This window comes from Acidisoma sp., from assembly GCF_035492295.1.
Taxonomy (GTDB): Bacteria; Pseudomonadota; Alphaproteobacteria; order Acetobacterales; family Acetobacteraceae; genus Acidisoma.
The window spans coordinates 18,273-35,605 of sequence record NZ_DATJJK010000160.1; the positions used below are offsets into that span (position 1 = coordinate 18,273).

The following is a 17,333-nucleotide window of genomic DNA, read 5'->3' on the forward strand; positions in this document are numbered from 1 at the left end:
TGCGTTCGCTCAACGCCTTTGGCCGATGACCACAGTTATCACCCTGCCGCGCACGAGGGATGGCACATGTCGGAGCAGTCACGGACCTGGACTCGTCGAACCGTTTTGGCGGCCACGGCCGGCATCACCAGCCTCGGGTGGCGAAATCCGCTTCTGGCGGCTGCCCCCCTGCCGGCACCGACGGGTGATCCGGTTTTTACCGTCGGTGGCAAGATCAAGGTCCATAACGCCGGCGATCTGGCCGCTTTCGACATGAAGGGACTCGATTCCCTGCCGCAGACGGGGTTCACGACCAAAACGCCCTGGACCCCGGAGGCCAAATTCGACGGTGTGCTGCTGAGCACCCTGCTGGACCGCCTCGGTGCCTCCGGCAAGATTGCAGTGTCTTACGCGCTCAACGACTATGTCATCGAAATACCGCTGGAGAATCTCACTGATGACGGGCCGCTTCTTGCGACCCGGATGAATGGCGCAACAATGCCGGTACAGAAGTTCGGCCCGATCTTCGTCGTCTATCGCTTCGACACCCATCCAGAGTGGCGCAACAATGCGATCTACGCCCGCTGCATCTGGCAGCTGCAGAAGATGGTCATCCGCTGACCGCGGCATGAGGACGAAGCTTGGCTAAGCTGCTGATAACGCAAACGCTTATTGGTTAGTCTTGCGTCCACGGTTTCGATGGACCGTGCCCGCTCCCCGACTTGAACCGATCAGACCCTATACCTCGATGAAGCCCTTGGGCAGGCGGTCAGCCACCGCCTTGAGGCGGGCGACATCGACGAACTGGCCGGGCTCGCGCGCCGCGAGATGCCACTGGGCGTCGATCGGCACGTAGGACAGGCCGCGCTGCTGGCACAGGAGATCGAGGCTGTAGCGGGAATAGAGGCTGACATGGCCGTTGCGGGGGCCGAGATACCACCAGTCCCCGCGCAGCGATGCAATGTCATCCGGCTGGGTCATGGTCGAGAAGATCACCGCTCCCTGCTCGTTGAGGAGCCCGTCCCAATCCGCGATCAGGCCGTGGGGGTCGGGGATGTGCTCCACCACCTCGCTGCAGAAGAGCAGGTCGAAGCGGCCATCGGGCAGGCGGTCGAAGCGCGGGTTGAGCGCATCGTAGTTTTCGACCGGCGGCGCGCCGTCCAGCAACTGGGAGAGCATGCCATTGCCCGCGCCGTAATCGAGAATGCGGATCGGGCCGGGCGGCAGCGCCTCCTCGACGATCTCACGGAGAAAGCCCGCATTCATCCGGGGCCGGATGACGGGATAGAGCGGGTCGAACTTGATGTAATCCTCGTTGTAGACGCGCGCCACGAGTTCCGCCGGGGAGAGATCGTCGAGGAAGGGCGTGAACATGAAGTGGCAACGGGCGCAGCGGTAATAGGCGACCGGGGTGCCGGCGAACCGACCCTCCGTCAACTGCTTGTTGCAGTGCTTTTCGAAATCGACTGAGGTGAAGACGGGCGCGGCGCCGCCGCAGATCTTGCAAATGGTCGTCGTCTCGGTCACGGGCATGCGGCCTTTACACGCGGAGATGAAGTGTGGCCCCTATAAACCAGATTGCACGGGTCGTCTGCATGGAGGATGGAGGGATGGCCCGGCACGGACTCTGGCGCCGTGCCCACGCCCTCTGTGCGGGGGAGGCTCGGCAAATTATAGGGGGCGAATTATAACGATTGCATGCAGCAATGGGCGGTTCGAAGCTCGATCGGGCCATAGCCCGGCCGGGCATGGACGTTTGTTGGTTGCCTCGGAGGGCGTGAGTTCAGCATGGTGCTAGTCGCTGCATTGGTCCGGGCACGGCATGACCGCCGCGCCGCTTTGACTTGATGCAGTGCGAAGAACCACGCCGAAGTTCCAACCCATGGGCATTTTCCGCAGCGGCCAGCCATCCCGGAACAAGCGCAAGGCGGCGCGGACGCGCTTCGTCCTGCTGACGGTGCTGGGCGGCTTCACGCTTGCCGCCTGCTATACGCTCTATGTCTCCATCCAGCAGGGCCAGACGGTCGACCGGCTGGCGACCTATGACGATGCCTTCGACGCGGCCCAGGGCACGATCGAGCTGATGCGGCTGCAAAATGCCGTGGCCGGCCTGGCCCTCGGCCTGCCCGGCAGCTCTGGCAACCTGGTCGAGATCCGCTTCTGGATCGTCGAGAATCGGGTCAGCGTGCTGAGCCGCCCCTCCTTCACCGAATTCGTCTCGGGCCACCCGGAAATCGCGGGCGTGGTGTCTCAGCTCAAGGACCAGCTTGAGCAGGTCCGGACGCTCATGCCCAATCTCCACAAGCCTGGCGTTGCCAACGAGGCGATCCTGGCACTGGAGGCGCTCGACGCGCCGATGACCCAGCTTGCCTCTATCACCAGCGAGCTGGTGGGCGACCAGTTCCGCACCGACCAGGAGCGGCTGCAGACCCTGCACCTCATCTTCTCCGGGCTCATGTTCGCGCTGATCGCGGTCGGCATCCTGCTGCTGGTGCTGCTGCTCAGGGACAACCGCCTGGTCTCCGACGCGAACGAGAACCTCCGGTTTCTGGCCGACAACCTCCGCGCCAAGCGCGCCGAACTCAAGGCTGCGAACGAAACGGTTGCCGCGGCAAACCTGGAGCTCCAGCTTCAGAACGACGAGTTGCGCAGCCGTGACGAGGCGCTGCGCATCCAGAACACCCGCTTCGATGCCGCTCTCAACAACATGTCCCATGGCTTGGTCATGGTGGACCGGGACCGCCGGCTCATCGTCGCGAACGACCGCTTTCGGGTCATGTTCCGGATCGGGATCGAACAGCGGATCGAGGGCAAAAAGATCGAAGAAGTCTTCGAGGCGCTGCGGCCGGGGACCTTTTGGTCCGAGGAGATCATTTCTCGCCTGAAGGCACTGTCGGAGGCCTCGGTCGCGCAGCGCCACGGGCAATTCCTCGTCGAAGGCGCGGACCGGGCGCTGCAGGTCAACCATGTCGCCATGGCCGATGGCGGCTGGGTTGCCATCTACGACGACATCACCGAGCGGCGGAAGATCGAGGCGCATACCGACTTCCTCGCCCACCATGATGCTTTGACGAAACTCCCCAACCGGCTGATGCTGGCGAGCTCCCTGGCGCAGGCGATCCGCGAGCGCAAGCGCGACGGCTTCTTCGCGTTGCTGCTCCTCGACGTCGATCACTTCAAGTATGTCAACGACACGCTCGGGCATCTCGCCGGCGACAATCTTCTCGTCGAGGTTGGGAACCGTCTCAGGACCTGCATCGGCGAGCCCGACATGGTGGCGCGCCTCGGCGGCGACGAATTTGCGATCCTCCAGCGCGCCCCGCGTTCGCGCGAGGATGTCGCGGCCTTGGCCGAGCGCGTCGCCTCGACGCTCGCGGAACGCTACGAGATCGACGGCCGACACGTGCTGGTCAGCGCCAGTGTCGGCATTTCGATCTTCGATTCGGCATCCCAGGATACGGAGAAGCTGCTGCGCAACGCGGATATCGCGCTCTATCGCGCGAAATCCGAGGGCCGCGCGACCTGGCGCTTCTTCGAGGCGACGATGGAATCCGAGGTGCTCTACCGGGCGGCGCTTGCCGCCGACATCCGCGACGCCGACCGGCGCGGCGAACTCTACGTCGTCTTCCAGCCGATCTATGACATATCAACCGCAAGCATCGCCCAGTTCGAGGCCCTGCTGCGGTGGAACCATCCCTTCCTGGGCGCCATATCGCCGGCGCAGTTCATTCCGATTGCCGAGGAATCGCGCCTCATCGTCCCGATCGGCGAGACGGTCCTGCGCCGTGCCTGCGAGACGGCCGTGACATGGCCGGCGCATATCCGCGTCGCCGTCAATCTCTCACCCGTCCAGCTTGAGGACCAGAGTTTCGTGGAAACCGTGCAGCAGATCCTGGCCCAGACCGGGCTTGCGCCGACACGGTTGGAGTTCGAGATCACAGAGGGCGCGCTGCTTGGGGAAAAGGCATCCGTGCGCCAGAGCCTGGCGGCGCTGCGCGCACTCGGCGTCACCCTGGCGCTCGACGACTTCGGCACCGGCTACGCCTCGCTCAGCTATTTGCACAAATTCCCCTTCGACAAGATCAAGATCGACCGCTCCTTCGTCACCGGCCTGGAGGAGGAGACGGATTCGCGCGTGATCGTGGAGGCGGTCATCTCGCTCGCCGCCCGGCTCGGCCTGACCACGACAGCCGAGGGCATCGAGCGCGCGAGCCAGTGGGATTTGCTGGCGGACGCAGGCTGCCGCTTTGCCCAGGGCTTCTACCTCGGCCGGCCGGTTTCGAGCAGTGTGGTGCGCGACATGCTGGCGCAGGGCGCAAGGCGGCTGGCCTTCGAGGAGGCGCTGCCGCCGCCGCCGCCGCAGGAGGCAGGCGGCACCCTCGCCTGAGCAACCGGGTACGTCAGGCCGGGGCGCCGACGAGGGGACGGATCGTTACCGGGGATAGGCCTGCCGGCAGACGGACATCACCGTATCGCGCAGCCAGCGATGGGCCGGGTCGGCGTCCATCCGCGGATGCCACATTGCCGATATCATGAAGGTCGGCGCGGGAACCGGGAGTGCGAAGCTCGCGAGACCGGCGATCGCGGCGTCCTCGTTCATCAGGCGATGGCCGAGGCAGGAACGCGGCACGAGCGCGACGAGATCCGAGTGGCGCGCCAGCCGCATCGCATCCGGATAGCCCGGCACGACGACCATGATCCGCCGTCCGAGGCCGAGCCTCGCCAGGGCGGCATCAAAGTCCGTGGCCGAATCTCCCTCCCGCGAGGCCGCGACATGCTGGCAGGCGGCATAGCCTTCAGCCGTCACCGGGCTTTCCGCCAGCAGCGGGTGTCCGGCCCGGGCCACGCCGACGAGCGTGTCGTGGAACAGGAACCGGGTGCGGATCTCGGGCGCGGCGACGCCGCGCAGGCCGATCTCCAGATCGATCATCCCCTCGCGAAGCGGGCGCGCGTCCCGGTCCGGCTTGGGTGCGAAACGAAGGCGAAGGCGAGGCGCCGCCCGGGCGACGGCGGCCACCACCGGCACGGAGAGGAATTCCAGGAAGCCCTCGCTCACGCGCAGGGTGAAGGTCCGCTCGAGTGCGGCGAGGTCCACCTCGGTGAGGTGCGGGCGCAGAACCGCGCGCACCTCGTGCGTTAGCTGATGGACGCGGTCTCGCAACACGGCGGCGCGCGGTGTCGGCACCAGCCCGCGCCCGGCACGCACCAGCAGCGGATCGCCGGTGGCCGCGCGCAGCCGGGTCAGCGTGCGGCTCATCGCCGAGGTGCTCAGGCCCAGGCGACGGGCCGCGCCCGTCACGCTGCCTTCGGCAAGCAGGACATCCAGCGCGGCGAGGAGGTTCAAGTCGAGCCGATCCATGCACGGAGCCTAGCCTGTCTCCGCCGGGCACACATAGCGTTGTACGCAATGACAGTTTGCGGCTGCTGCGTCTGGCGCCCGATATCTTGGAGCCCCTATTTGCGGTTGAGCATCCCAACCGACGGACAGTGACCCATGCCCCAAGCCCGGCCTCCCGAACTCCTGCTCATCGGCGCATCACGCGGTCTCGGCCACGCCATGGCCGCCGAGTTTCTCAAGAAAGGGTGGAACGTCGTCGGCACCGTTCGGGCCGGGACTACCCGGACGATGCTGCACGATCTCGCAGACGCCTACCAAGGCCGTGTCGAGATCGAGATTCTGGATATTTGCGCGCCGGATCAACTCGCAGCTCTGCGCACGCGCCTTGCCGGCCGAGTATTCGAGATGCTCTTCGTCAATGCCGGGGTCACCAACGATCCAACGGAGACGATCGCGGAGGTGACGACGGAAGAGTTCGTGCGCGTCATGGTCACGAACGCGCTCAGCCCCATGCGCGTCATCGAGGCTCTGCAGGACCTCGTGCCCGCGACGGGTCTGGTCGGGGTGATGTCGTCCGGCCAAGGCAGCGTTGCGAACAATACGAATGGGATGCGCGAGGTCTATCGCGGCAGCAAGGCCGCTTTGAACATGTTCATGCGCAGCTTCGCCTCTCGCCATGCCGACTCCGCGCGCGCCATGGTGGTGATGGCGCCGGGCTGGGTCCGCACCGATATGGGCGGACCGGATGCCCGTCTGAGCATCGACGACAGCGTGCCTTTCCTTGTGGAGGTGCTTTTGTCGCAGCGAGGAAAGCCGGGCCTCGCCTATCTCGACTATCTCGGCCGCACCGTTCCCTGGTGACAAGCCAATCCCACCCCGGCCCGCCGGGTCATCTGCCGGTCGGGTCCTCATCGTCCGCGATGATGAGATCCAGCCGATAGAGTGCCTGGCGGGAGGCGTGGGCGACGGGCAGGGCGAGGGCGCCCAGGAATTGCTCGGCCGCCGCATCACCGGGTTGCGGCGTCTCCGTCGCTCCGAGCCAATTGACGAGAAGCACGCGGCCGCCGGGCAGGAGAGAGGCGCGCACGCGCGCGGCGGTCTCTTGAATATCCTCGTCACTCAGAAAATAGAGCACTTCGGAGAGGATCACGAGATCGAAGCTGCCTTCCGGCCAGTCGGCGGGAACGCGGCCGCGCAGAAAATGGGCGGAGGGAATGCCCGCGCTACGGGCGCGCGCAGCCTCCAGGGGCTTTTCGGAGATGTCGAGGCCGAGAAAATACGCGCAGAGCGGGGCGACCTGCGCCGAGAGGACGCCGATGGAGCAACCGACCTCCAACCCAGCCCGATAGCGGCGGCCCCCCACCGCCTTGACCGTCGCCGCGTATTTCGCAGCCTCGTAGTCGCTCGTCGCGAAACGCCAAGGATCGGGGTCGCTTGCGTAGAGCGCATCGAAGTAAGCGCGGTCGCGGGAGGAGGGGATCATGCGCTGAGGAAGGTTTCGTGGCGGCGCCGGAATACCGACAGGAGCGTTTCCGGCAGGGTGAAACCCTCCGGCGAATCGGTAATCGCGTCGCCATATTGCGTGGCATGGGCGCGGATGGCGCAGCGCTTTGCCGGCAGCTGATCGGTGATCTCCAGCCGCATGCCTGCGGGTGCCGCGACCGCGCGTTCGGCGTCGTCCGGAAGCGTCCAGCCCCAGACGGGATAGCTCAACAGCGACAGCCCGCGCTCGGCGGCGAGGTTTTCCGCGAGCTCGGCGGCCGCCTCATGATCGCAATGCGGATCGTGACGCCACGGCGAGAGCAGGAGCGTGCAACCGGTCCGCGCGCAGATCGCTGACAGACGGGCACGGATCGCTTCGGCCGCACCGCCCGTCTGCGGCAGGCGCGTATCCTCGGCGGCGATCCAGTGCAGCGCCTGGGCGGGCAGGCCGAGCGTGCCAAGCGCCGTCTCGGCTTCCGCTCGTCGCACAGCGGCGAGCCGCGCCGGGGGATGCGTGCGGGAGCCTGGATGGGAGCGGCTGCCGTCTGTCAGGATCGCGACCTGGGCCGGAATGCCGGCCGCCGCGCATTGGGCAAGGAGGCCGCCGCAGCCGAGGCTTTCATCGTCCGGGTGCGGCGCCAGGACCAGCGGCACGCGGCCCTCGAGCAGACGCTCCAGCGTCACCACCGGCAGGTGGGTCCAGGCGTCCTTGACCTCCATCATGCGCATCGCCGGCCCCTTACTCTTACAGATTCGGAAGCGGCCGGGGCAGGAAATGCCCGGCGGCGTGGTGAAGAACCTCATCAGCGGCTGGCTGGCGGAGGTAGGTCTGCAGGTCGCGCATCAGCCGCTCCACCGGATTGTCGGCCAGGAAAGCGGCAAGCCCGAGGGACCGTTGCGTGCGTTCGATCCCGTCGAGGCAGGCGCGCTCCACGACGGTCCGCGCGAGGCCGACCCGGGCCACGATCTCCTCCGGCGGGGCGCGGAGATCCTCGGCGAGCGACCCCGCCTCGGTGAGCCAGAGCCGGCCCGTCTCATGCGCGATCAGCATCTCACCGAAGCGCACACGCTGATGCGGGTCTTCTGTCCGGCCGCGGGCGGAGAGTTGCCGACGCACCAGTTCCGCTAACTGAAAGAGGCCGCCGAGCGCGACCGCCGAGCTTCTCCAGGCGCCGCCCGAGAAATCGGGTTCGCGCAGATAGTCTCCCGGTGCGCCGATCAGCGCCGTGCGCGGCAGGCGCCGGCCCGTCATCTCCACCTGTCCGGTCGTGGCCGCCTTCATGCCGGCGAGGGGGGCGGCGAGGGGCGTGATCCGCTCGGAACCGTCGAGCGGCAGGAGCAGCAGTCGCCGGTCGTGGGAGACCGGGTCAAAGGCCGTGACCACCGCATGGGTCACGTGGCCGGCACCGGAGCAGAACTGCTTGCCGCCCGACAGGCGCAGCCCGTCAGTCTCCTCCTCCAGGCGCAGCCCGCCGCCGTCGGGCGGGTCCGTCACCCAAAGGCCGAAGAGCGCACCGGATTCCACCGCGGCCGCGGCGGCCGCGCCCTGGTCCCGGTTGCCGTAGCGGACCAGGATGCGTAGCGCATTGACATGGGCTTCGACCAGCCGGCCGAGGGGCAAACCGATCCGGCCCAGGCCATGGAGGAAGGCGAGGAGCGCCGGGCCGCGCCCGGGCTCGGTGCCGAGGCCGAAGCCGCCGAGCGCTTGCGGCAGAACGGCGCGCAGCACGCCCTCCTCGATAAGACGGTGCATTGCCACCTCGGGGAAACTTCCGTCATCGGGGACCGGCAATCCGTCCGTCGCATGGCGGTCGAGACGATGGAGGAGATCGGCGAGGGGAGGGGCGAGAGTGGTCATTCCGCCCAGACCCCACCGCCCGCCGCACCCCCTGCCGGGCGGGAACTGGGCGACACGGCGGGCATTCGTGCCGCGCGCAAGTCGTCCAGCAGCCGCTCGGCCTCCAAGCACGCGGCGCCAAGCTGCCGCATGGCGATCGGCCGGCGCCGCAGCACCGGGCTCGCCTTGGTCATGGCACTCCAGGCGGCGCCGAACCAGGGGCTGCGCAGCACCCGCTCGACCTCCGCTTCCGGCATCTGCAGAGAAGCGGCAAGAAAGCGGCCGTCGAATTTGCCAGACCAGACGCCGCGCGCCTCGCGCCTCAACCGCACGCGCCGCAGCGCGGCCTGGGGTGCTTCCAGCCGGTCGTCCGCCCAGATGTCCTGCGCGATCATCCGGCGCGCGATGGTCGCCGCCATGCCGCCTTCGGCACGGCCGACCTGACGCCCGGACACGGTCACGGAAATCGCTGGATCATGCCGTATCTTGCAGTCTCGATCTTCAAGTTTCTCGATCAGCGCGCGGTCCTCGCCGTGGCGGACGGCCGGCACGCCGCCGATCGCCGCATAGACGGCGGTGCGGATGGCGATGCTCGCACCGGAGCGCTGTGTGTGGCGCGGCCACGGGTCCCAGGGGCAGGGATCGACGACATGCGCGATCTCGTCGAGCAGTGTCGTATAGCGGGTTTCGGCCAGATCATCGGCGAGGAGATGCGGGGCGATCGCCGCTTCATCGCGCGGGTCGATTTCTGCCATGCCGCAGACCGCATCATAGCCGGCGCGGAGGTGCGACAGGTTGCGGGCAACCCAGTGCGGGGGTACCCGGCCGTCGGCATCCGTGGTCAGGATTGCGCCCTGTGGGCCGGCAAGTTCGGCCGCGTGATCCATCGCGGCCTTGCGCGCGAGGCCGGCGCTGGCCTCGGACGCCGGCCACGCGATCTCGACCACATGCAGCCGGCAGCCGAAGGCAGCGGCCATGCTGCGGGCAATCGTGGCGCTACGGTCGACTGTATTGTTGAGGAAGAGAAGGATGTCATCCAGCGCCTCGCTCTGTCGCGCGAGCGCGGCGATACAGGCGCCGATCTGGTCCTCTTCATCCCGGACGGGAATGGCGACGACAGTGCGGCCGATGGATCTGTGCAGCACGAGCGCTCCGAATGGCAAAAACCTCAAGTGGCGACTTGATATGTCGCCACAAGGGAACGGACCGATCCGGAGGTGCAACTCTTCGCGAGACGCGCGCTCGCCGTCAGGCGGCGGCGGGCGCGCGGTGGAGGGTGGGCCCCCTCAGGTCGCGGGTTGCGCAATCTAGAGGGTGATCGTGTCGGGCCGAAGCAATCCCGTTTGGACCGACCCGTGCATCACACGCTAACTCATTGATGAGGGGTGATCGTCTCGTCAGTCAGCGTGCCACAGCGCCGGGAGGAACTCGTAGCCCGAGCTGTTCTTCACGATGTAGCCGGTGGCCGGGAAGGGGGCATGGTAGAAGGAAACGCGCAGCTTCTCGGCTGCCGCCATGTCGAGGATGCGCTTGCGGGTGGCGATGGTTTCCACCGGGTCCATGTCGAACATGGCCTGCCATTCCGGATGACGGACGAAGACCAGCGGATTATTCGTGATGTCGGCGACGAACATCATCGTCTCTCCCGCCGAGGTGATGCGAATGGCGGACATGCCCGGCGTATGGCCGTTGGCGCGCACCGACGTGAGGCCGGGGAGGAATTCCTCATCCCAGGCATAGCGGCGCACGGTTTCGGCAAGCTTGCCGAAGACCTGGCGGCAGAGACCGAAATTTTCCTTCGCTGCTTCGGGTGCCGCGTCCATCTGCGCGTCGTCCATCCAAAAATCCCATTCCTTGGCGGGGACGAAGATCTCGGCATTGGGGAAGGTGGGCTGTCCGTCCTTGCGGTTCACGCCAAGAATGTGGTCGGCATGGAAATGGCTGATGACGACCGCGGAAACCTCCCCCGGCTGGATGCCGGCGGCCGCCAGATTGCCGAGCAGCTGGCCGGTGCCGGGCGGGCCGAACTCGCCGAGGCCGGTATCGATGAGAACAACACGGCCGGCGGTCCGCACGGCGAGCGCGTTGAAGGTGATGGTGAGCTTGTCGCGGGCCATGCCGGCCGCGGCATAGGCTTCGCCCACTTCCTCATGGGTCGCGTTCGGCACGAAGCCCGTGGGCCGGTCCCGCACCAGGACGCCCTCATGCAGGGCGATGACCTCGATCTCGCCCACCTTGAACCTGTAGAAACCGGGCGCCTGTGCGCCGGCCGCGATGCGATCGACCATGATGCTCTTCTCCTCGACTTTGCGGCCGTTTTCCGCCCCCAAGGCAGTGCGTCGGAGGCTTGAGCCGCCGGCTTTGGGAGCCTTATACACGGATCTCCCCGAAAGCCGAGCCGTGCCGCCGTGACGACTTCTCTCGGCCGGCGACGAGGACCGATCAACCCTCGCGCGTCAGGGGCGGCGGCGCATGGGCGCGGATCGGCGGCAGATTGCCATCAAACCGCGCGACCTCGATGGTAGTGAGCTGGCCGGTGCAGCCTTGGGCGAGGTTGGATGTGCCGATGTCCCGTGTCAGCACGTTGGGATTGCCGTGGACGCAAAGGCTCTGGTCTTCCTTCCAGTCCTCGGGGTCGTACCAGGCGCCTGTCGCGAGCTGGACCACGCCGGGCCGAACGTCCTCGGTCACACGGACGGAGGCGAGACAGGCACCACGCGCGTTGAAAAGGCGGATGATGTCGCCATCGGCGATGCCGCGCGGGGCCGCGTCCTCCGGGTGCATGCTGGCGACCTCGCGCCCGCGGCGCTTGGCTTCCTGGCTATGGGCGCCGAAATCGAGCTGGCTGTGCAGGCGCGTGGCCGGCTGGTTGGCGACGAGGATGAGCGGTGCTTCCGCGCGCGGGGCATCCTTGGGGGGCAGCCAGGTCGGATGGCCCGGACAATCGGCCTCGCCGAAGCCGGCCACGGTTTCCGAGACGATTTCGATAAGGCCGCTTGGCGTCATCAGGGGGTGGGCCGCGGGATCGGCGCGGAAGGCCGCGAGAAAGCCGCCGTCATCGGGTTTCTGTGGTACCGCCATCTCGCCCATCGCCCAGAATTCCGCGAAACTGGGGGCGGGCAGGCCCTGGGTTTCGAGGCCTTGACGCGTGCGCCCGTAAAGATGGGCAAGCCATTCCCGCACGTTCCGGCCCTCGGTAAAGGCCGCTTCCACGCCGAGACGCGCCGCCAGGCCCGCGAAGATGGCGTAGTCATCCAGCGCTTCCCCGAAGGGCTCGGCGAGTTTCTCCATCACCGTCATCACCGGGTCATTCGCACTATAGGCGATATCTTCCCGCTCGAGCGACAGCGTCGCGGGCAGCACGACATCGGCATGGCGCGCTGTCGCCGTCCAGGCACTTTCATGGACGACGATCGTGTCGACGCGCGCGAAGGCACGGCGCAGGCGGTTGAGGTCCTGGTGATGGTGGAAAGGATTGCCGCCCGCCCAATAGACGAGCCGGATATCCGGATAAAGGCGGGTTTCCCCGTTGTAGCGATAGGCCTCGCCTGGATGGAGCAGCATGTCCGCGATCCGGGCGACGGGGATGAAATCAGCCACGCCGTTGGTGCCTTGGGCCAAGGTCGGGCTTGGCACCGCGTTGTTGCGCCTGCCGTAATAGCCGATGGCACCCATGGCATAGCCGTAGCCGCCACCGGGCAGGCCGTACTGGCCGAGCACGGCGGCCAGTACGGCCGCCATCCAGACCGGCTGCTCGCCATGCTCTGCGCGCTGCAGGGAATGGGCGACGGTGACGAGCACGCGGCGCCCGGCGAGGGTTTGGGCAAGCGCCCGGATGCGCGCCGCCGGCACGCCGGTGATGGAAGCGGCCCATTCGGCGGTCTTGGCCGTGCCGTCACTCCCGCCCATGACATAGGCCTGGAACGCCTCCCAGCCGATGCAGTAGCGGGCGAGAAAACCGCGGTCGTGCAGCCCCGCGGTGACGAGGCAATGGACAAGGGCCAGCATCAGCGCCGTATCCGTGCCGGGCGTCAGGCTGATCCATTCCGCCCCGGCTTCCGCCGGCATGTCTGGCTTGAGCGGTCCCACAAGGAGGAAGCGGCAGCCGCGCGCCCGGGCGCGGGCCATGGCGCCGCGTTCGACATGGGCACTGATGCCGCCGCCGGCGACGGCGGAGTTTTTCAGCGCCAGGCCGCCGAAGGCGAGCACCACCTCGCTATGCTCGGCGACCTGATCCCAGGTCACATTATGCATGGTCAGGCCGCCGTAATCGCCCAGAACATGCGGGATGATGACGGAGGCGGCGCCCGAACTGTAGCTATTGACCGAGCGCACATAGCCGCCCAGGGCGGTGTTCAGGAAGCGATGGATCTGGCTCTGCGCATGGTGGAAACGCCCGGCACTGGCCCAGCCATAGGAACCGCCGAAGACCGCGCCAGGGCCGTGGTTGCCCCGAATGCGGCCGAGTTCCGCGCCGAGGAGATCGAAAGCCTGCTCCCAGGACACCTCGACGAAGGGCTCCCGCCCGCGCCGCGCATCCGGCCCTGGGCCACGCTCCAGCCAGCCCGCGCGGATGGCGGGGCGGGCGATGCGGGCCGGGTGGCGCAGGACGTTGTCGAAATTGCCCAGGATGGGGCTCGGGTCCGGATCTCCGGGATAGGGGCGGGTCTCGAGCCGGCCCCCCTCCTCCTTGGCCGAGAAGTGTCCCCAGTGGGAGCTGTGCCGGCGAAATCCCTCGGCCACTCCGTGCCCATCATCCATATCTCTGTCACCCCTTCCGCCAGGGACCATGCTACCGCGGCAGCGGGCAAAAGCGAGCCCTCGCCTGCGCGGCGGCGCATTGATCAATTCCCCGAGAGGGTGCTCGCTGATTGATGAAGTCGACTGATAGCGGTTTGCTGCCAGGGGCGGTTAATAAGCAGACTCCCCGTACGATATGCTGCAGAGGCCCACTTCCTTCGAAGGACAGACCCGCATGAGCCTGCCGGCGGACCATTCCATTTCCCGACGCGACCTGATGGCGGGCAGCATGGCGACCGTGGTGGCGGGGGCAACACCCTTGGCGACCGCCACGGCGGCCACCGGCAGCGCCCCCCCAACCGCTGGCACCCCGGCCGCCGGCACCGAGCCGATAACGGTGGAGGTGACGTTCGAGGTCAATGGCCAAAGCCATGATCTCGTCCTCGACACGCGCACCACGTTGCTGGACGCGTTGCGCGAGCATCTGCACCTGACCGGCACCAAGAAGGGCTGCGACCACGGGCAATGCGGGGCCTGCACCGTGATGCTGGATGGCCGCCGCATCAATTCCTGCCTTTCGCTGGCCGTGATGCATGATGGTGCCCAGGTCACGACCATCGAGGGTCTGGGCCAGCCCGGCCATCTGCACCCCATGCAGGCGGCCTTCATCGCGCATGACGGCTACCAGTGCGGGTATTGCACCTCGGGGCAGATCTGCTCGGCGGTTGCGGTTCTGGCAGAAATCAAGGCCGGTATCCCGAGCCATGTGACGACGGATCTGCAAGCGCCGATGCAGCCGACCAACATGGAAATGCGGGAAAGGATGAGCGGCAATATCTGCCGTTGCGGGGCCTATTCCAACATCGCCGAGGCTATGGCGGAACTGGCGGAGCGGGCGGCATGATGCCCTTTACCTACGAGCGGGCGCAGAGCCCGGCCGCGGCGGCTGCCGCCGTCGCGCGCAATCCGAATGCCAAATTCATCGCAGGCGGGACCAATCTTCTCGATCTGATGAAGATCGAGATCGAGACGCCGCGCCATCTGGTGGATGTCAACCGCCTCGCGCTCGACAAGATCGAGACGACACCCGAGGGTGGATTGCGCATCGGTGCGCTCGTCCGCAATACCGATCTCGCGGCCGATCCGCGGGTGATGCGGGATTATGCGGTGCTGACGCGGGCGCTGGTGGCCGGCGCCTCCGGCCAGCTGCGCAACAAGGCGACGACGGCCGGCAACCTGCTGCAGCGCACGCGCTGTCCGTATTTCTATGACCCGGCGCAGCCCTGTAACAAGCGCCAGCCCGGTAGTGGTTGTGCGGCGATCGGCGGGGTCACCCGCTCGCTCGGCATCATCGGCACGAGCGACGCCTGCCTCGCAACGCATCCGAGCGACATGGCGGTGGCCATGCGGCTGCTGGACGCGACGGTCGAAACCGTGAAGCCCGACGGCAGCACGCGCCGCATCGCGATCGCGGAGTTTCACCGCCTGCCCGGCGATACGCCGGAGATCGAGACCACGCTGGAGACGGGCGAACTCATCACCGCCGTCACCCTGCCGCCGCCGCTCGGCGGGCAACATTTCTACCGGAAGGTGCGCGACCGCGCTTCCTATGCCTTCGCCCTCGTCTCGGTTGCCGCCGTGGTGCAGAAGGACGGCAGCGGTCGCGTCGCGCTTGGTGGCGTGGCGCCGAAACCGTGGAGGATCGAGGCGGCAGAGGCGGAAATGCCGAAGGGCGCGTCGGCCGTGATGGCGCTGTTGCTCGCCGATGCCAAGCCGACGCCGGAGAACGCCTTCAAGCGCCCTTTGAGTGAGCGCACCCTGGCCACGATCCTGACCCAGGCGAGGAGCTGAGACGATGGATTTTGACGTTCCCGCCCGCACCAATCCGATCGACCAGATGAAGGTCGTGGGCCAGCCGCATAACCGGATCGAAGGGCATTTCAAGACCACCGGCACCGCCCCTTATGCCTATGAGCGGCACGACATCTTCGCCAATCCCGCCATCGGCTTTCTGGTTCCGGCTACCATCGCCAAGGGAAGGATCACGCATATCGACGACCGCGCGGCGCGGGCGGCCTCCGGCGTGCTCGCCATCGTCACGGCCGAGAATGCCGGCACGCTCCACAAGGGCGCGATGAATACCGCGAAGCTGCTGGGGGGGCCGGAGGTCGAGCACTATCATCAGGCGATTGCCGTGGTCGTTGCCGAGAGCTTCGAGCAGGCGCGCGCCGCCGCGGCTCTGATGCGGGTGGAGTATGAGGAGGAGACGGGGATATTCGATCTCGCGGCCGCCAAGGAAGGCGCGCCCGTGGCGCCAGCAGGCTTTGCCGGCGAGGGCCGCACGGCGGTCGGGAATTTCGACGCGGCCTTCGCGGCCGCCCCGGTGCAGACCGATGCGACCTACACAACGCCCGACCAATCGCATGTGATGATGGAGCCGCACGCATCCATGGCCGCATGGTCGGGCGGGGCGGTAACAATCTGGACCTCCAACCAGATGATCGCCTGGGGCCGCAAGGATGTCGCCAAGACGCTCGGCATTCCGCCTGAGCAGGTGCGGCTGGTCTCGCCCTATATCGGCGGCGGTTTCGGGGCGAAACTGTTTGTCCGCGCGGATGCGATCCTGGCGGCGCTCGGCGCGAAGGCCGCCGGCCGGCCGGTGAAACTCGCGCTCACTCGCCCGGTCTCGATCAACAATACGACGCATCGACCGGCAACGATCCAGCGTCTCCGCATCGGCACGGGCAAGGACGGGCGTATTCAGGCGATTGCCCATGAAAGCTGGTCGGGCAACCTGCCGGGTGGCGCCCCTGAAACGGCCGTCGGCGCGACGCGCCTGCTTTATGCGGGCGCCGCGCGAATGACCGCGATGTATCTCGCGACGCTCGACCTGCCCGAAGGCAATGCGATGCGTGCCCCGGGCGAGGCGCCCGGCCTGATGGCGTTGGAAATCGCCATGGATGAGGCGGCCGAGAAGGTGGGCATCGACCCGGTGCAGTTCCGCATTCTGAACGACACCCAAGTTGACCCCGAGAATCCGAATCGGCCGTTCTCGCAGCGCCATCTCGTCGAATGCCTGCAAACCGGGGCAGAGCGTTTCGGCTGGTCGGCGCGGCAGGCGCCGGGCAAGCGGCAGGATGGGCAATGGCTCGTCGGCATGGGGGTCGCCGCCGCCTTCCGCAACAATCTGCTCACCAAATCCGGGGCGCGCGTGCGGCTGGACCGGTCGGGCCAGGTCATCGTCGAGACCGACATGACCGATATCGGCACCGGCTCTTACACCATCATCGCGCAGACGGCGGCCGAGATGATGGGCGTGCCGCTGGAGAAGGTTTCGGTCCGCCTCGGGGATTCCCGCTTTCCGGTCTCTTCCGGTTCGGGTGGGCAGTGGGGCGCCAACAATTCGACTTCCGGTGTTTATGCCGCCTGCGTTCAGCTGCGCGAGAAGATTTCCCGCAGGCTTGGCATCAATGCGGACAAGGCGGTTTTTGTCGATGGGCATGTGGTGAGCGGGGGTCGTCGCCTGCCGCTGGATATGGCGACACGGGACGGCGAGCTGATCGCCGAGGACAGTATCGAATACGGCGATCTCGAACAGAAATACCAGCAATCGACTTTTGGGGCGCATTTCGTGGAAGTAGGCGTCGATGTGGCAACCGGCGAGATCCGCGTTCGCCGCATGCTCGCGGTCTGCGAGGCCGGGCGTATCCTCAACCCCAAGACCGCCCGCAGCCAGATGATCGGCGCCATGACCATGGGAGTGGGCGGTGCGCTGATGGAGGAGCTTGCCGTGGACACGAAGCGCGGTTTCTTCGTCAACCACGACCTGGCAGGCTACGAGGTGCCGGTGCATGCCGACATTCCGCATCAGGATGTCGTGTTCCTGAATTATGACGACCCGATTTCCTCGCCGATGAAGGCCAAGGGCGTGGGCGAACTGGGTCTTTGCGGTGTGGC

Annotated in this window: 14 protein-coding genes; 6 read left to right on the forward strand and 8 right to left on the reverse strand. The window is 66.9% G+C overall.

Going from position 1 to position 17,333, the window contains the following annotated elements:
- The first annotated feature begins 66 nt into the window (after nucleotides 1-66).
- Nucleotides 67-600, forward strand: coding sequence for a molybdopterin-dependent oxidoreductase (locus VL752_RS11510; protein ID WP_325355287.1), 534 nt, complete (start codon nucleotides 67-69; stop codon nucleotides 598-600).
- Nucleotides 601-717: 117 nt separating this feature from the next.
- Here the strand turns inward: VL752_RS11510 and VL752_RS11515 are convergent, their stop codons facing one another.
- Nucleotides 718-1,506: a class I SAM-dependent methyltransferase gene (locus VL752_RS11515; protein WP_325355289.1), complete on the reverse strand. Its 789-nt coding sequence runs from the start codon at nucleotides 1,504-1,506 to the stop codon at nucleotides 718-720.
- Nucleotides 1,507-1,861: 355 nt separating this feature from the next.
- Here VL752_RS11515 and VL752_RS11520 point away from each other — a divergent pair, with 355 nt between their 5' ends.
- On the forward strand, nucleotides 1,862-4,366 hold the full coding sequence (locus tag VL752_RS11520; RefSeq protein ID WP_325355291.1) for a putative bifunctional diguanylate cyclase/phosphodiesterase: 2,505 nt from the start codon (nucleotides 1,862-1,864) through the stop codon (nucleotides 4,364-4,366).
- A 45-nt stretch (nucleotides 4,367-4,411) separates the two neighbouring features.
- Here VL752_RS11520 and VL752_RS11525 read toward each other — a convergent pair whose 3' ends face one another.
- The gene (locus VL752_RS11525; RefSeq protein ID WP_325355293.1) at nucleotides 4,412-5,338 is read right to left on the reverse strand and encodes a LysR family transcriptional regulator; all 927 of its coding nucleotides are present in this window, start codon (nucleotides 5,336-5,338) and stop codon (nucleotides 4,412-4,414) included.
- A 135-nt stretch (nucleotides 5,339-5,473) separates the two neighbouring features.
- Here VL752_RS11525 and VL752_RS11530 point away from each other — a divergent pair, with 135 nt between their 5' ends.
- A complete protein-coding gene (locus VL752_RS11530) occupies nucleotides 5,474-6,178 on the forward strand; it encodes an SDR family NAD(P)-dependent oxidoreductase (RefSeq protein WP_325355295.1) in 705 nt (234 codons plus the stop codon).
- A 28-nt stretch (nucleotides 6,179-6,206) separates the two neighbouring features.
- Here the strand turns inward: VL752_RS11530 and VL752_RS11535 are convergent, their stop codons facing one another.
- The 6 genes from VL752_RS11535 to VL752_RS11560 form a co-directional block, all read right to left on the reverse strand.
- Nucleotides 6,207-6,800, reverse strand: coding sequence for a class I SAM-dependent DNA methyltransferase (locus VL752_RS11535; protein ID WP_325355297.1), 594 nt, complete (start codon nucleotides 6,798-6,800; stop codon nucleotides 6,207-6,209).
- Entirely contained in the window at nucleotides 6,797-7,522 is a 726-nt protein-coding gene (locus VL752_RS11540; RefSeq protein WP_325355299.1) for a PIG-L deacetylase family protein, read from the reverse strand. Before VL752_RS11540 ends, VL752_RS11535 begins: the two co-directional genes overlap by 4 nt.
- A gap of 22 nt (nucleotides 7,523-7,544) precedes the next feature.
- Nucleotides 7,545-8,657 carry an acyl-CoA dehydrogenase family protein gene (locus tag VL752_RS11545; protein ID WP_325355301.1) on the reverse strand — a complete coding sequence of 371 codons (1,113 nt, stop codon included), beginning with the start codon at nucleotides 8,655-8,657 and terminating at the stop codon, nucleotides 7,545-7,547.
- On the reverse strand, nucleotides 8,654-9,781 hold the full coding sequence (locus VL752_RS11550; protein ID WP_325355303.1) for a glycosyltransferase: 1,128 nt from the start codon (nucleotides 9,779-9,781) through the stop codon (nucleotides 8,654-8,656). Before VL752_RS11550 ends, VL752_RS11545 begins: the two co-directional genes overlap by 4 nt.
- A gap of 252 nt (nucleotides 9,782-10,033) precedes the next feature.
- Complete coding sequence (locus VL752_RS11555; RefSeq protein WP_325355305.1) at nucleotides 10,034-10,924, reverse strand: MBL fold metallo-hydrolase; 891 nt, start codon at nucleotides 10,922-10,924, stop codon at nucleotides 10,034-10,036.
- Nucleotides 10,925-11,078: 154 nt separating this feature from the next.
- A complete protein-coding gene (locus tag VL752_RS11560) occupies nucleotides 11,079-13,397 on the reverse strand; it encodes a molybdopterin-dependent oxidoreductase (protein ID WP_325355307.1) in 2,319 nt (772 codons plus the stop codon).
- 214 nt (nucleotides 13,398-13,611) lie between these two features.
- On the opposite strand from VL752_RS11560, the gene paoA reads away from it, so the two are divergent.
- From paoA to paoC, 3 genes are all read left to right on the forward strand, one after another.
- The gene (gene paoA / locus VL752_RS11565) at nucleotides 13,612-14,280 is read left to right on the forward strand and encodes an aldehyde dehydrogenase iron-sulfur subunit PaoA (protein WP_325355309.1); all 669 of its coding nucleotides are present in this window, start codon (nucleotides 13,612-13,614) and stop codon (nucleotides 14,278-14,280) included.
- A complete protein-coding gene (locus VL752_RS11570; protein ID WP_325355311.1) occupies nucleotides 14,277-15,227 on the forward strand; it encodes an FAD binding domain-containing protein in 951 nt (316 codons plus the stop codon). The genes paoA and VL752_RS11570 overlap by 4 nt, the downstream gene beginning before the upstream one ends.
- 4 nt (nucleotides 15,228-15,231) lie before the next feature.
- Nucleotides 15,232-17,333 (forward strand): aldehyde oxidoreductase molybdenum-binding subunit PaoC (gene paoC, locus VL752_RS11575; RefSeq protein ID WP_325355313.1); only part of this gene is annotated, 2,102 nt, incomplete at its 3' end.

Bases quoted from the DNA above. Each gene is read 5' to 3' on its own strand.
- VL752_RS11540 (WP_325355299.1), bottom strand. From the start codon at position 7,522: ATGATGGAGGTCAAGGACGCCTGGACCCACCTGCCGGTGGTGACGCTG.
- VL752_RS11535 (WP_325355297.1), bottom strand. From the start codon at position 6,800: ATGATCCCCTCCTCCCGCGACCGCGCTTACTTCGATGCGCTCTACGCA.
- VL752_RS11520 (WP_325355291.1), top strand. From the start codon at position 1,862: ATGGGCATTTTCCGCAGCGGCCAGCCATCCCGGAACAAGCGCAAGGCG.
- VL752_RS11560 (WP_325355307.1), bottom strand. From the start codon at position 13,397: ATGGATGATGGGCACGGAGTGGCCGAGGGATTTCGCCGGCACAGCTCC.
- VL752_RS11530 (WP_325355295.1), top strand. From the start codon at position 5,474: ATGCCCCAAGCCCGGCCTCCCGAACTCCTGCTCATCGGCGCATCACGC.
- VL752_RS11510 (WP_325355287.1), top strand. From the start codon at position 67: ATGTCGGAGCAGTCACGGACCTGGACTCGTCGAACCGTTTTGGCGGCC.
- VL752_RS11525 (WP_325355293.1), bottom strand. From the start codon at position 5,338: ATGGATCGGCTCGACTTGAACCTCCTCGCCGCGCTGGATGTCCTGCTT.
- paoA (WP_325355309.1), top strand. From the start codon at position 13,612: ATGAGCCTGCCGGCGGACCATTCCATTTCCCGACGCGACCTGATGGCG.
- VL752_RS11555 (WP_325355305.1), bottom strand. From the start codon at position 10,924: ATGGTCGATCGCATCGCGGCCGGCGCACAGGCGCCCGGTTTCTACAGG.
- VL752_RS11570 (WP_325355311.1), top strand. From the start codon at position 14,277: ATGATGCCCTTTACCTACGAGCGGGCGCAGAGCCCGGCCGCGGCGGCT.
- VL752_RS11545 (WP_325355301.1), bottom strand. From the start codon at position 8,657: ATGACCACTCTCGCCCCTCCCCTCGCCGATCTCCTCCATCGTCTCGAC.